Source organism: Neisseria sp. HMSC064D07, assembly GCF_001837185.1.
Classification (GTDB): domain Bacteria; phylum Pseudomonadota; class Gammaproteobacteria; order Burkholderiales; family Neisseriaceae; genus Neisseria; species Neisseria flavescens_C.
In genome coordinates, this window is sequence record NZ_KV831677.1 from 46,967 (window position 1) to 60,626 (window position 13,660).

Consider the following 13,660-nt stretch of genomic DNA (forward strand, 5'->3'; position numbering starts at 1 on the left):
AAACCGAATCCCTGTTTTTTCAGACGGCCTTTCAGCCTTTAATTGCATTTATCTTAATAACAATATGAAAAACATACGGAATTTCTCCATTATTGCCCACATCGACCACGGCAAATCGACGCTTGCCGACCGTTTTATCCAATACTGCGGCGGTTTGGATTTGCGCGAAATGAGTACGCAGGTGCTCGATTCCATGGACATCGAAAAAGAGCGCGGCATTACCATTAAAGCGCAAACCGCCGCGCTCAACTATAAAGCACGCGACGGGCAGGTGTATCAGCTCAATCTGATTGATACTCCGGGACACGTCGACTTCTCTTATGAAGTATCCCGTTCGCTGTCGGCTTGCGAAGGTGCGCTTTTGGTGGTCGATGCGTCTCAAGGTGTAGAAGCGCAAACCGTGGCGAACTGCTATACCGCGATTGATTTGGGCGTGGAAGTTGTGCCTGTTTTGAACAAAATCGACTTACCTGCAGCAGAACCCGATCGCGTGGAGCAGGAAATTGAAGACATCATCGGCATTGATGCCGTTGGTGCGGTGCAATGTTCTGCAAAAAGCGGCATTGGTGTGGAAGATGTTTTGGAAGAGATCGTTGCCAAAATCCCTGCGCCGACTGGTGATGAAAATGCGCCGTTGCAAGCGGTTATTGTCGATTCGTGGTTTGACAATTACGTCGGCGTAGTTATGTTGATTCGTGTGAAAAACGGCACCATCAAGCTGAAAGACAAAGTGCGCTTTATGAGCACTAAGGCGGAAACTCAGGTTGAGCAGCTGGGTGTATTCACGCCGAAATCGGTTCAAAAACAAGAACTCAAAGCCGGCGAAGTAGGCTTTTTGATTACCGGCGTAAAAGAATTGGGTCAGGCAAAAGTCGGCGATACGGTTACTTTGGTTGCCAACCCTGCCTCTGAGCCGCTGCCCGGCTTCCAAGAAGTGCAAAGTCAAGTATTTGCCGGTCTCTATCCGGTGGAAAGCCACGACTACGAAGCCTTGCGAGATGCTTTGGAAAAATTGCAGCTGAACGATGCTTCGTTGAAATTTGAGCCTGAGGTTTCCCAAGCATTGGGCTTCGGTTTCCGTTGCGGCTTCTTGGGTCTTTTGCACTTGGAAATCGTGCAGGAACGTTTGGAGCGCGAGTTCGACATGGACTTGATTACCACTGCGCCAACAGTGGTTTATGAAGTCGTGTTGAAAAACGGCGAGAAAATCGAAGTTGAAAACCCGTCCAAACTGCCTGAAATCAGCACTATCGAAACCATTCTTGAGCCGATTATCACTGCGACCATTCTTGTGCCGCAGGAATATGTCGGTAACGTTATGACTTTGTGTAACCAAAAGCGCGGCGTTCAGGTCAATATGCAATACATGGGCCGCCAAGTCATGCTGACTTATGATTTGCCGATGAACGAAGTCGTAATGGATTTCTTCGACAAGCTCAAATCGACTTCGCGTGGTTATGCTTCGTTGGACTACCATTTCAAAGAGTTCCAACCATCTGACTTGATTAAGCTCGACATTATGGTCAACGGAGAAAAAGTCGATGCCCTGAGCCTGATTGTCCACCGTCAAAGCGCCGTTCACCGTGGTCGAGAGCTGGCATCAAAAATGCGCGAACTGATTCCGCGTCAGATGTTCGACATCGCCGTCCAAGCCGCCATCGGCAGCCAGATTATCGCCCGCGAAAACGTTAAAGCCCTGCGTAAAAACGTTTTGGCGAAATGTTACGGCGGCGATATTACGCGTAAGAAAAAACTTCTCGAAAAACAAAAAGCAGGTAAGCGCCGCATGAAACAAGTGGGCAATGTGGAAATCCCGCAAAGCGCATTCTTGGCGATTCTGCAAGTGAGTGATAAATAATGAGTATAAATCTGACTTTAGGCGCAATCGTTGTACTGCTGGCCGGCTTGGTCCTCAACTTCAAAAGCAGCAAAGAGCGTCAGGAAAACGGCGAATGGAGCTCCGGCCTGCAATGGAGTTATCTCTTGTGCATGGTCGGCGTATTCGGCATTTTGTCCGAATTTATGAGCTTTACCGCCGTATTGCTGGTGTTTGTCGTGTTTACCGGTATTGTTTGGGCAATCCATAAAGGCCGTCTGAAAAAAAGCGAGACCGGCGAAGACAATGCGCATTTTACCGACTACATGGGCGGCTTTTTCCCCATCATCTTGGTTATCTTTGTATTGCGCAGCTTTATTGCCGAGCCGTTCCAAATTCCGTCCAGCTCCATGCGTCCTGGCTTGGTTAAAGGCGATTTTATCTTGGTGAACAAATTCTCTTACGGTATCCGCCTGCCGATTTTGAATAAGGTCATTATCCCTGTTGGCAATATTGCACGAGGCGATGTCGTGGTGTTCAATTACCCACTTCAGCCTGAGATGAATTACATCAAACGTATCGTCGGTATTCCGGGCGACGTTGTGGAATATCGTGATAAGGTTTTGACTGTTAACGGTGAAATTATTTCAGAAAAACCAAACGGTAATTATCAATATGCAGATGATACCGATCCGTCCATGATTCATACGCTTGAGCGTTTTCAGACGGCCTTAAACGGCAAAAACTTTGACGTTGTCAAAGAGGCCGGTCAGCCTTCTGTATCGATTGCTGTATTGAACAAATACACCTCCGAAGTAATGCCTGAAAGCAATTACTCGCTTGAAACAAGCGGTTTGGAAAATTGCGAATATGCAGAAGACGGCAATGGCTTTATCTGTAAAGTTCCAGAAGGCCGTTATTTCGCGATGGGCGACAACCGCGACAACAGCGCCGACTCCCGTTACTGGGGGTTTGTCGATGATAAACTGATTGTCGGTAAAGCCTTCTTCGTTTGGATGAACTTTGGCGAACTCAGCCGTATCGGTACCAGTATCCAATAAGCAATAAACAGATTAAAAGGCCGTCTGAAATTTTTCAGACGGCCTTTTTTGTATCTATTTTTTGTCTTTTAACGAACCCAAATAAATCGCCAATAAAGTCAAAGTGGCGCCGCTCCATTGGACGGTATTAATCGGTTTGTCCAGCCAGAAATAATCGATCAACATGGCAGCAACTGGTTCGGAGAGCAGTAGTAGGCCGGTCAGCGATAGGGATAAAAGCGGGATGGCGTAAGCAATCAATGCCCAAGCAAAACATTGCATGACGATGCCGTAGATGGAGACTAGAATCACATCGTTTAAAGTTTTGGGATAGAGATGTGCAGCATCGAATAGCAACGATGGGATGACCAGTGCCATTGCGCCGCCGAAGCTTAAAATCATCATCAGTGGAAACAAACCGACTTTTTCCTGCTCATGGGTTTTGCGTACGAAAACCATAGACAGGGCCAGCATGGCACCGGATACTACGCCGCTGACAAATCCCCATGCGGCATTGTCGTTATGACCGAACTCTGGGCTGCCGATTAAGGCTACGCCTATGGTGGCCAATATCAAACTTAAAATTTGCAGGGTGCTTAAACGTTCCGAATAAAAGAAGAAGCCGATGGCGGCTAAAAAGAAAATCTGCAGGCTGTTGAGCAAGGTGGAAATGCCGGGACCTACGGCGTGAATACTTTCGTGCCAAAGGGCGGGGTCGAATGCGAGGAAAATGCCGGATAAGATTGCGTAGCCAACTGTTTTTCGTTTCGTGGGCATTTTTTGTCTGAAAAAACGCCCGAGCAGGAAGAATATAGGGGCGGCAATCAGTAAACGCCAGAATGCGATGGCGTAAGAGCCGACATCGACAAATTTGACAATCAAACTGCCCAAGCCGAAGACGACGCAGCCGACGACCAATAGGGGCGCTGCATAATTTCCCGAACGTGTATCCATCGGCTTCTCCAAGAATCAAATAAAGACAATTATTCCATAAGATATAGTTGGGGCGCTAATGATAAATAGTCGTAAGCCAAGATAAAGGGGTTATGATGAAAGGCCGTCTGAAAACTGTTTCAGACGGCCTTTTGATGATTTTCTGGCTTGATTTCGTATTGTTGTAGTATAAAATCGTTTTACGCCGTGTTTTCAGACGGTCTGATCAGTTTTGGTTTTGAGAAAAGGATTATTGGAAATGGCAAACCCTATTCGTGCGTTTTTGGATTATGTGCCGTCGGTTGATGAGTCTTGTTTTGTAGATGAGACTTCGGTAGTGATTGGCGAAGTGTCGCTGGCGGAAGATGTATCGATTTGGCCTTATGCCGTATTGCGCGGCGATGTGAACAGTATTTCTATCGGCAAACGCAGCAATGTGCAGGACGGCAGCGTTTTGCATGTGTCGCATAAGAATGCGGCGAAGCCTGACGGTTCGCCTTTGATTATCGGCGATGATGTGACGATTGGGCATAAGGTCATGCTGCATGGCTGCCGAATTGGGAATCGTGTGTTGGTGGGCATGGGCTCGATTATTTTGGATGATACGGTTGTCGAAGATGATGTGATGATAGGCGCGGGCAGTTTGGTGCCTCCTCGCAAGCGTTTGGAAAGTGGTTTTTTATACGTCGGCTCGCCTGTGAAAAAAGTGCGTCCGCTAACTGATGAGGAAAAGGCATTTTTGACGTATTCCTCTGCGCATTATGTCCGCCTGTCCGGTCAGCATAAAATTTCAAAATAAGGACAACCAATACAATGAACGCAATTTATCTGGCTTCGGGCAGTCCGCGCCGTCGTGAGATTTTGGAGAATTTGGGTTTCACGGTACGCCGCCTTCCTGCTGATATTGATGAAACCCCCAAAGAAGGCGAAGCCGCAGTAGAGTATGTGCGCCGTATGGCCTGCGAGAAAAATCAGGTAGCAGTAGCGCAATGGTTTACTGCTCATGATCAAGAGCCTGAGTTTGCTGTATTGACGGCGGATACGACGGTGGCGGATGGTGAGGCTATTTTGGGTAAACCTGAATCCGAGGCTGATGCGGTCGATATGCTGGAACGCTTGTCGGGACGGACGCATCAAGTGCTGACGGCTGTATGCGTTTACTGGCAAGACGTGCGCCATGATGTCGTGCAGACGAGCGAAGTGCGCTTTAAAACGTTGACGGCTGAGGAGATTGCAGCCTATGTTGCCAGTGGTGAGCCGATGGATAAAGCCGGTGCGTATGGGATTCAGGGCTTGGGCGGCGTATTTGTCGAGCATTTGCAGGGTAGCTTTACCGGCGTGATGGGTTTGCCGGTTTATGAGACCGCGCAACTACTGAAATCTTTGGGTTTGGAAGCGCCGCCGTTTGTTTAAAATTAGGCAAATGCCGTCTGAAAGCGTGCCGACAAAAACGCCTGTTTCAGTTACAATACTGCCTTAAACAGCTTGCTTGAAGAAAGATATGAAAGAACATAAGGCCCGGAAACGCTTCGGGCAGAATTTTTTGCAGGATACGCGGATTATTAGCGATATTGTCAACGCGGTCAGACCGCAGCCCGATGATATCGTGATTGAAATCGGCCCAGGCTTGGCAGCCATTACCGAGCCTTTGGCGAAAAAACTCAACTGCCTGCATGTCTGCGAAATCGACCGTGACATCGTACGCCGTCTGAAAACCTTGCCGTTTGCAGATAAATTGGTAATACACGAAGGCGATGTATTGCAGTTTGATTTCAACAGCATTGAAGGCAAGAAAAAAATTGTCGGCAACCTGCCGTATAATATTTCCACGCCGCTTTTGTTCCGATTGAGCGAAGTGGCCGACGATGTGATCGATATGCACTTTATGCTGCAAAAAGAAGTGGTCGAACGCATGGTGGCGCAGCCGAAAACCAACGACTATGGCCGTCTGGGCGTGATGCTGCAATATTTCTTCGATATGGAAATGTTGATTGAAGTACCGTCTGAATCCTTTGATCCTGCGCCGAAAGTAGATTCGGCCGTTGTGCGCATGATTCCGGTGAAACACCGAATCGGTAAAGCGGAAGATTTTGAACATTTTGCCAAACTGGTGAAACTGGCTTTCCATCAACGTCGCAAAACCATACGCAATAATTTGAAGGAACTTGCCGGCGATGATGATTTGCAGGCAGTCGGCATTAATCCGCAGGATAGGGCAGAACACATTGCCGCTGAGAAATATGTGGAATTGAGCAATTATTTGGTTCAAAAGGCCGTCTGAAACAGTGATGGCAATTTTTAAGCAACCTCCTATTCAATGGGGGTTTCTGGGTGATTCATATTTGTGGCGCGAGTTGGCGCAGTATTTTTCCAGTAAGGATATGCCGCCTGAGCGGCACCGTTTTGAAGCAGCAATTATCGGCGCAGTTTGGGTATTGACCGGGCATCGTCTCGATAGGGAAGAGCAATTTAAAGTCAATCGGTACAATAAAGGCGGAATCTCCGGCAGCATAGTCAGTTGCCGCTTTGGGCTGGAAACGGCCATTCCTTTGCTTTGGCAGCGGTAAACGCAACTCAAGCCCCGAAAATTTTGGTAGTTTGGAAAGAAATAATGATTAAATTCAAAAATGTACACAAACATTTTAAAGATTTGCACGTTATCAACGGTGTGAATCTGGAAGTCAAACAAGGCGAAGTGGTCGTTGTATGCGGCCCTTCGGGTAGTGGAAAATCGACGCTGATTCGTACGGTAAACCAACTCGAGCGCATTGAAAGCGGCGAGATTTGGGTAGACGGCATCAATGTTGCCGATCCGAAAACCGATTTGAACAAAGTGCGTGAAGAAGTGGGCTTTGTGTTCCAAGGGTTCAATCTGTATCCGCATTTGAGCGTTTTGGAAAATATTATTCTTTCTCCGATGAAAGTGAAAAACCAAAGCCGTGAAGAGGCGGAAAAGAAAGCGATGGAGCTTTTGGAACGTGTCGGCTTGGCGCATAAAAAAGATGCGCTGCCCGGTCAGCTTTCCGGTGGTCAACAGCAGCGTGTCGCGATTGCACGCGGTTTGGCGATGGAGCCGCGCGTGATGTTGTTTGACGAGCCGACTTCCGCACTTGATCCTGAAATGGTCGGCGAAGTATTGAAAGTGATGAAAGACTTGGCGGAAAGCGGCATGACCATGATGTGTGTAACCCATGAGATGGGTTTTGCGCGCGAAGTCGCCGACCGTGTGATTTTTGTCGATAAAGGCCAGATTCTGGAAGATGAAACGCCGGAAGAATTTTTTACCAATCCAAAACATGAGCGTGCCAAACAATTCCTGCAACAGGTGATGTCACATTAAACTAGGGCCGTCTGAAATTTCAGACGGCATGATCGGTTTGAATGATTTTGAAAGTTGAAAATAATGTATTTTGTTGACCGTACTGCTGTTGTACTGAAGCCGACCGCCCGTTTTTTGGAATGGCTGAAATCCGCCGATGAAAATATGCCCGACCTGACCGTCGAGCAATTGCGCACCAACTGTTCCGTATTCCTTGTGCCGCAATTTGACGAACCCGAATCCGTCATTTCCTATTTTGACGAGCGTTACCAGCAGATTTTTGAAGCCGAATTGGCCGGCTGGGACATCGATAAAAGCAAATGGCCGCAAGACATGAGCTTGAAGGCTTTTTGGGAATTTTTCGATACCGAAATCCACGATATGGTTTTGGATATGGAAGAGGCGGAATTGAACATTACGCCTGTTTTCGACAATATGATGTAAAGCCGTGAGAAGTTTTCAGACGGCCTTAACGCCCTCGCGTTCTTTGAAAATTCTGATTGTCTTCTTACACCTTTCGGCGTTGGCCTTATGCCTTGCCGAGTTTTACGGTTGGATGATGTGGCTGGGTTTGGCGGCATTGGCCGGCAGTTTTGCCTATGCTTGGCGCAGCGTTAATTTTCACGCTCAAAATGCGGTCAGAAAAATCATCATCGACCGCCAATACCGTGCGACGGTTTATTTGAATAACGAGGAAGAGGGAAGAAGCGCGGTTTTGCAAGACAGCAGTATGTTGACGGTTTATGCTTTGTTTTTGCAATGGAATGTTGACGGAAAAATAGTCAAGCACTGCATCTTGCCTGATATGGCCGACCGCGATGCCTACCGCCGTCTGAAAGTATGGGCGCGCTGGTGCCGTGAAAAAGAAGACAAAGCAGAACTTGCGGCAGATATGGATTAAACGGCTGTTTCAGACGGCCTTTTGAAGCGATAAATACAATGAAAACATTACAAGACTGGCTTTCTCATTTGGAGACTGCCCATAGTTCCGGCCTTATCGATATGGGTTTGGAGCGCGTGGGAGAAGTGAAAAAACGCATGAATTTGGTGCCGCAATGTCCTGTCGTCGTGGTAGCGGGTACAAATGGCAAGGGTTCCGTATGCGCCTATTTGTCGCATATTTATAAAGAAGCCGGTTTTAAAGTCGGTACGCTGACCAGTCCGCATCTTCTGCGTTACAACGAACGAATCGCCATCAATACTCAGCCGGTTTCAGATGAATTGATTGTTTCCTCATTTGAGCGCATCGAAGCGGCGCGCGGCGAAATTTCTCTGACGTATTTTGAGTTTAATGCTTTGGCTGCCGTCGATATTTTCATGCATGAAAATGTGGACGTAATGATTTTGGAAATCGGTTTGGGCGGAAGATTAGATGCTGTGAATGTATTCGATGGCGACTGTTCAGTCGTTACCAGTGTGGATTTGGATCATCAGGCCTTTTTGGGCGATACCGTCGAGCAGGTTGGTTTTGAGAAAGCCGGGGTGTTCCGTAGCGGCAAACCAGCCGTGTGCGGCCAGAATCCTGCGCCTGAATCATTGGTCAAACACGCAGAAGAAATTGGCGCGAAACTGTTGATGGTTCAGCGAGATTTTGATTTTGCATCAATGGAAAGCGTACAGTGGAACTACCGCTTCCATCCGCAATCTTCAGACGGCCAAAGCCGTAACCGCAATTCCTTGCCGTTTCCTGCTTTGCGCGGTGCCTATCAGTTGTCCAATGCCGCGTGTGCATTGACGGTGTTGGAGTGTTTGAATAATCAGCTGCCCGTTGACATCGGCGCGATTAAACGCGGTTTGCTGTTGGTTGAGAATCCTGGACGTTTCCAAGTTTTGCCCGGCCGTCCGCTGGTGGTTTTGGATGTCGGCCACAATCCGCACGCAGCCCGTGCTTTGCGCCGCAGTCTGATTAACCTTGCCTTTGCCCAAAAACGTACTGCTGTATTCTGTATGTTGTCCGACAAAGATATTGATGGCGTGCTGGAAATCGTTAAAGATCAGTTTGACGAGTGGAACATCGCGCCTTTAGATGTGCCGCGCGGCATGACGGTAGAGGCTTTGCAGGCTAAACTGACTGAACACGGCATCGACAATGTAAATGTTTTTGAAACTGTCGCTGCAGCCTATCGTGCTGCTTTGGCTAAAGCAACCGAAAATGATAGAATCGTTGTTTTTGGCTCATTCCATACTGTTGCCGATGTAATGGCTGTTTTGAAAGAACACTAACGAGGAAATTATCATGTCCGACAATAAACAAAAAGAAACTCCAAACGGATACGATTTAGACGGTTACGAACAACTCAAACGTCGCAACCGCCGTCGCTTGGTCTTGGCCTCCGGCTTGGTGGTGGCATCGGGTATGCTGTTCGGTCTGGCACTGACTTCCGGCGACGATAAAAATTCACCGTTTAAAGAAGCGCCTGTCGGTCAGAGCCAAGTCAAAACGGCTGATGAGCCCAGCAAGGCTGTTGTCCTAGAGCCGAATAAAGAGGATGTTGCGATGGCTGAAGAAGCAGCCCGCCATGCGGATGCCGAAGCGCAAAGCAAACCTCAAAATGCAGGCGACGAAGAAGACAATGCGCCGGTTGAAGTATTGAAGCCAAACCGTGAATCTGCCCCCGAAGATGTTGGCGAGCCGTTGGTTTTGATCAACGATACTTTGGATGACGGCAATATTAAAGGTTTGGAAGAGTCCGAACGTATTCAACGTGCCGAGGCTGCCAAACGTGAAGCTGCAGAGCGCCGAGCCGAAGAACGCCGCCAACGTCAGGCTGAACAACGTGCTGCTGCGGCCCGTAAAACACAAGCCCAACAGGAAACAGCAGAGAAAGAAAACGCATTGGCAGCTAAAAAACGCGTACTTCAAGCGCGTGCTGAAAAAGCAGAGCGTGAAGCCGCTGCAGAACGCAATAAATTGGCACAATTGGAAAAAGCAGAGAAAGCCATTGCCGAGCGTAAATCTGCCAAAAACAGCAAAGACAGCGTAAAAGACAAGGCCGAACCTGCTAAGAAAGCAGAAGCCAAAGTTGAAAAACCAAAAAATGAAAAAGCTAAACCAGAAACGGCCAAAGCAGAAAAAGCCGATAAGGTAAAAACTGCCGAGAAGCCGTCTGAAAAAGCCAAGCCTAAAGCTGAAAAAGAAACAGCAGAAGCCAAGCCTGCGAAAAAAGCTGCCATTCAGGCTGGTTATGCTGAAAAAGAACGTGCGCAAAGCCTGCAACGTAAAATGAAAGCCGCAGGTATCGACTCGACCATTACTGAAGTGATGACCGATAAAGGTAAGGTGTATCGCGTGAAATCAGCCAGTTATAAAAATGCACGCGATGCAGAGCGCGATTTAAACAAATTGCGTGTACATGGCATTGCCGGTCAGGTGACCAGTGAGTAATTTGCCTGTTGCCGATTTGTTGGCTGCCGCCGTCATCGTCATCTGCATCATTATCTCGTTGACACGGGGTATTATTACCGAAGCAGGGGCGATGGTGGCGTGGGTGATATCGTTCATTGCAGCCAGAACGCTCGCCGTGCCGTTTGCCGATGTGGTCTTTAAATCGGTTGAGCCGCATTCTTTGGCGGTTGCCATGGGTTTTGCCGCTGTGTTTTTTCTGGCATGGCTGTTGCAGAAACTGGCACGATCGCTGTTGAGCAGTTTGATGTCTGCCGTTGGTTTGGGAAGCATTAACCGTTTGCTTGGCGGCGTATTCGGTGCAGTGAAAGGTGTGATTTTGGTGACACTGGCAGTGATGGTTTTTTCACACACTGATTTGCCGAAAACGGAAGAGTGGCAAAGTTCGCACACAATTCCGTATTTTAAATCACTTGCCGATGCTGCAATGCCTTATCTGCCTGGAAAAGATACCGCAATGTCCCATCTTTCGGGTAAAGCGGCTGAAGTTGAAGAATTGGATGATTAAGTTTGACGGATTCAGACGGCCTATGGGTCGTCTGAATCCGTTTTTATTTGCGTAAATTTAGCATCATATTGTCAACAATTCGAGCAAACTCATCTAAATTATTTTATAATGACTTACCCATTTAATCTTCAAACTCGGAGAAGCACGATATGTGTGGTGTATTAGGTTTGGTTAGTCATGAGCCGGTCAATCAGATGTTGTATGATGGTTTGCAGATGTTGCAACACCGTGGTCAGGACGCAGCAGGTATTGTTACTGCCGAAGGCAATATATTTCATATGCACAAGGGCAAAGGCATGGTGCGCGAAGTGTTCCGTACCCGTAATATGCGCGACTTGGTCGGTAATGCCGGCATCGCACATGTCCGTTATCCAACCGCAGGCAATGCGGGCAGCAGCGCAGAAGCCCAGCCGTTTTATGTCAGCTCCCCATTCGGCATTGTTTTGGCACACAATGGTAATCTGACTAATACCGAAGAGCTCTATGAAAACGTATGCAACAAACACCTGCGCCACGTTAATACCAGCTCCGATTCTGAAGTCCTACTCAATGTATTTGCGCACGAATTACGCCGCGAAGTCTCTAAAAATACAGCCCCTTATCAACTTACCATCGACAATATTTTCAACGCCGTTTCCGAAGTACACCGCTTGGTGCGCGGCGCATACGGCGTAGTAGCCATGATTGCCGGATATGGCATGCTGGCTTTCCGGGATCCTTTCGGTATCCGTCCGTTGGTTTTGGGTTCGCAAATTGACGAATCCGGCAAAAAATCTTATGCCGTTGCCTCCGAATCTGTTGCCTTTAATGCACTTGCCTATGATTTGGAACGCGATATCCAGCCGGGTGAGGCCGTATTTATTGGTTTTGACGGCACGATTATTTCCCGTCAATGCAGCGATAAAGCCAAATTAAGCCCTTGTCTTTTTGAATATGTTTATTTTGCCCGCCCAGACTCCGTCATCGATGGTGTTTCCGTTTATCAGTCCCGTATGGATATGGGCGTTTCTTTGGCGGAAAAAATCAAACGCGAGTTGCCTGTCGACGATATCGATGTCGTGATGCCGATTCCCGATACCAGCCGACCCAGCGCGATGGAGCTTGCCGTTCATCTCGAAAAACCTTACCGCGAAGGTCTGATTAAAAACCGCTATATCGGCCGCACCTTTATTATGCCCGGCCAAGCAACACGCAAAAAATCAGTGCGCCAAAAACTCAGCCCGATGGAAACCGAGTTTAACGGCAAAAGCGTTTTGTTGGTGGATGATTCCATCGTGCGCGGTACGACTAGCCGTGAAATCGTTGAAATGGTACGCGCGGCAGGTGCACGCAAAGTCTACATTGCTTCTGCAGCTCCCGAAGTGCGCTATCCAAATGTGTACGGTATCGATATGCCGACCCGTGAAGAACTGATTGCAAACGGCCGCAGCGCAGCAGAAATCGCAACCGAGATTGGCGCGGACGGTATTGTCTTCCAAAACTTAGAAGACTTGGAGGCAGTAGTCAAAGCGCTCAATCCAAAAATCGAATCCTTTGATTCTTCATGCTTCAACGGTGTTTATCAAACCGGCGATATCGATGAAGCATATCTGAACCGTCTCTCTACCGAAAAATCAGGTTGTGGTGGCTTGAAAGTTCATCCAAGCAAAATGGAACACAGCATCAGTATCAGCGATAGCGATGATGATGAATAAAGTAAATTGACTTACAATAAAGGCCGTCTGAAAATTAATGTTCAGACGGCCTTTAATTATGTTTTAGACACATCATGAGTACCGAAACCAAAAATTACATCACACCTACCGGTTGGCAGGCACTGAAAGACGAACTTTATCATCTGGTCAACAAAGAACGTCCGGAAATCGTCCAAATCGTTAACTGGGCGGCAAGCAATGGTGACCGCAGCGAAAATGGCGACTATCTTTACGGCAAACGCCGTATGCGCGAAATTGACCGCCGTATCCGCTTCCTAACCAAACGCTTGGAAGCCGCCGTCGTCGTCGACCCTGAAGCGCGTGAAGCCACGGATCAGATTTTTTTCAGTGCCACCGTTGGCTTATTGCGCGGAGACGGTCGTGAACAAACCGTCAAAATTGTCGGCGTAGATGAAATCGATACCACTAAAAACAAAATCTCATGGATTTCCCCTTTGGCGCGCAGCCTGATTAAAGCACGCGAAGGAGATGAAGTTGTCTTGGATACACCGGAAGGACGCGAGGTTATAGAGATTTTGTCGGTAGAATATATTAAGATTGACTGATTATGCGTGAATAAAAACTATAAAGGCCGTCTGAAAAATATACTTTCAGACGGTCTGAGACCTTTGTTCTCCTAACAGTCGAAACCTAAATACAGGTTTTCGGCTGTTTTTGTTTCAAATATCCACTGATTCTACTCAAATACCCTCTTTAATCTCCCTTGAGTACCTGATTAATCAGGCATCCAACCACCTTTTGTGTAGCAACAGGCGCACTTAGCCTGTTGGCAGCTTTCAACAGGTTCAAACACATCGCCTTCAGATGGCTTTGCGCACTCACTTTAATCAGACCAAAATAGGCTGCCCGGGCATAGCGGAACTTACGGTGCAGCGTACCGACGCTTTGTTCGACCACATAACGGGTCTTCGACAAATATCGGTTGC

Annotated in this window: 16 protein-coding genes; 14 read left to right on the forward strand and 2 right to left on the reverse strand. The window is 47.8% G+C overall.

Annotation, left to right across the window (positions count from 1 at the left end):
• The first annotated feature begins 64 nt into the window (after nucleotides 1-64).
• Nucleotides 65-1,858 (forward strand): translation elongation factor 4, encoded by a 1,794-nt coding sequence (gene lepA, locus HMPREF2608_RS04360; protein ID WP_049336500.1) that lies wholly within the window; start codon nucleotides 65-67, stop codon nucleotides 1,856-1,858.
• A complete protein-coding gene (gene lepB / locus HMPREF2608_RS04365; protein WP_070646797.1) occupies nucleotides 1,858-2,877 on the forward strand; it encodes a signal peptidase I in 1,020 nt (339 codons plus the stop codon). The genes lepA and lepB overlap by 1 nt, the downstream gene beginning before the upstream one ends.
• 54 nt (nucleotides 2,878-2,931) lie before the next feature.
• On the opposite strand, the gene HMPREF2608_RS04370 is transcribed toward lepB, so the two are convergent.
• Complete coding sequence (locus HMPREF2608_RS04370; RefSeq protein ID WP_070826103.1) at nucleotides 2,932-3,810, reverse strand: DMT family transporter; 879 nt, start codon at nucleotides 3,808-3,810, stop codon at nucleotides 2,932-2,934.
• Between the two features lie 238 nt (nucleotides 3,811-4,048).
• Here HMPREF2608_RS04370 and HMPREF2608_RS04375 point away from each other — a divergent pair, with 238 nt between their 5' ends.
• From HMPREF2608_RS04375 to greB, 12 genes are all read left to right on the forward strand, one after another.
• On the forward strand, nucleotides 4,049-4,588 hold the full coding sequence (locus tag HMPREF2608_RS04375) for a gamma carbonic anhydrase family protein (RefSeq protein WP_070826104.1): 540 nt from the start codon (nucleotides 4,049-4,051) through the stop codon (nucleotides 4,586-4,588).
• 14 nt (nucleotides 4,589-4,602) lie between these two features.
• A complete protein-coding gene (locus HMPREF2608_RS04380) occupies nucleotides 4,603-5,202 on the forward strand; it encodes a Maf family protein (RefSeq protein WP_070826105.1) in 600 nt (199 codons plus the stop codon).
• 88 nt (nucleotides 5,203-5,290) lie between these two features.
• The gene (gene rsmA, locus HMPREF2608_RS04385; RefSeq protein ID WP_070826106.1) at nucleotides 5,291-6,070 is read left to right on the forward strand and encodes a 16S rRNA (adenine(1518)-N(6)/adenine(1519)-N(6))-dimethyltransferase RsmA; all 780 of its coding nucleotides are present in this window, start codon (nucleotides 5,291-5,293) and stop codon (nucleotides 6,068-6,070) included.
• A 7-nt stretch (nucleotides 6,071-6,077) separates the two neighbouring features.
• Complete coding sequence (locus HMPREF2608_RS04390; protein WP_070826107.1) at nucleotides 6,078-6,356, forward strand: hypothetical protein; 279 nt, start codon at nucleotides 6,078-6,080, stop codon at nucleotides 6,354-6,356.
• A 44-nt stretch (nucleotides 6,357-6,400) separates the two neighbouring features.
• Complete coding sequence (locus HMPREF2608_RS04395) at nucleotides 6,401-7,129, forward strand: amino acid ABC transporter ATP-binding protein (RefSeq protein ID WP_070826283.1); 729 nt, start codon at nucleotides 6,401-6,403, stop codon at nucleotides 7,127-7,129.
• A gap of 63 nt (nucleotides 7,130-7,192) precedes the next feature.
• A complete protein-coding gene (locus HMPREF2608_RS04400) occupies nucleotides 7,193-7,552 on the forward strand; it encodes a hypothetical protein (RefSeq protein ID WP_003747228.1) in 360 nt (119 codons plus the stop codon).
• A gap of 4 nt (nucleotides 7,553-7,556) precedes the next feature.
• Nucleotides 7,557-8,009 carry a protein YgfX gene (locus HMPREF2608_RS04405; RefSeq protein WP_070826108.1) on the forward strand — a complete coding sequence of 151 codons (453 nt, stop codon included), beginning with the start codon at nucleotides 7,557-7,559 and terminating at the stop codon, nucleotides 8,007-8,009.
• 38 nt (nucleotides 8,010-8,047) lie between these two features.
• Nucleotides 8,048-9,331 carry a bifunctional tetrahydrofolate synthase/dihydrofolate synthase gene (gene folC / locus HMPREF2608_RS04410; RefSeq protein ID WP_070826109.1) on the forward strand — a complete coding sequence of 428 codons (1,284 nt, stop codon included), beginning with the start codon at nucleotides 8,048-8,050 and terminating at the stop codon, nucleotides 9,329-9,331.
• Nucleotides 9,332-9,344: 13 nt separating this feature from the next.
• Nucleotides 9,345-10,493 carry a cell division protein FtsN gene (gene ftsN / locus HMPREF2608_RS04415; RefSeq protein ID WP_070826110.1) on the forward strand — a complete coding sequence of 383 codons (1,149 nt, stop codon included), beginning with the start codon at nucleotides 9,345-9,347 and terminating at the stop codon, nucleotides 10,491-10,493.
• Nucleotides 10,486-11,019 carry a CvpA family protein gene (locus HMPREF2608_RS04420; protein ID WP_070826111.1) on the forward strand — a complete coding sequence of 178 codons (534 nt, stop codon included), beginning with the start codon at nucleotides 10,486-10,488 and terminating at the stop codon, nucleotides 11,017-11,019. Before ftsN ends, HMPREF2608_RS04420 begins: the two co-directional genes overlap by 8 nt.
• Before the next feature lie 149 nt (nucleotides 11,020-11,168).
• Complete coding sequence (gene purF, locus HMPREF2608_RS04425) at nucleotides 11,169-12,713, forward strand: amidophosphoribosyltransferase (protein WP_070459897.1); 1,545 nt, start codon at nucleotides 11,169-11,171, stop codon at nucleotides 12,711-12,713.
• A gap of 74 nt (nucleotides 12,714-12,787) precedes the next feature.
• Nucleotides 12,788-13,279 carry a transcription elongation factor GreB gene (gene greB / locus HMPREF2608_RS04430; protein ID WP_070826112.1) on the forward strand — a complete coding sequence of 164 codons (492 nt, stop codon included), beginning with the start codon at nucleotides 12,788-12,790 and terminating at the stop codon, nucleotides 13,277-13,279.
• Between the two features lie 148 nt (nucleotides 13,280-13,427).
• Here the strand turns inward: greB and HMPREF2608_RS04435 are convergent.
• Nucleotides 13,428-13,660: transposase (locus HMPREF2608_RS04435; protein ID WP_141761464.1), on the reverse strand; the 233-nt coding region annotated here is incomplete at its 5' end.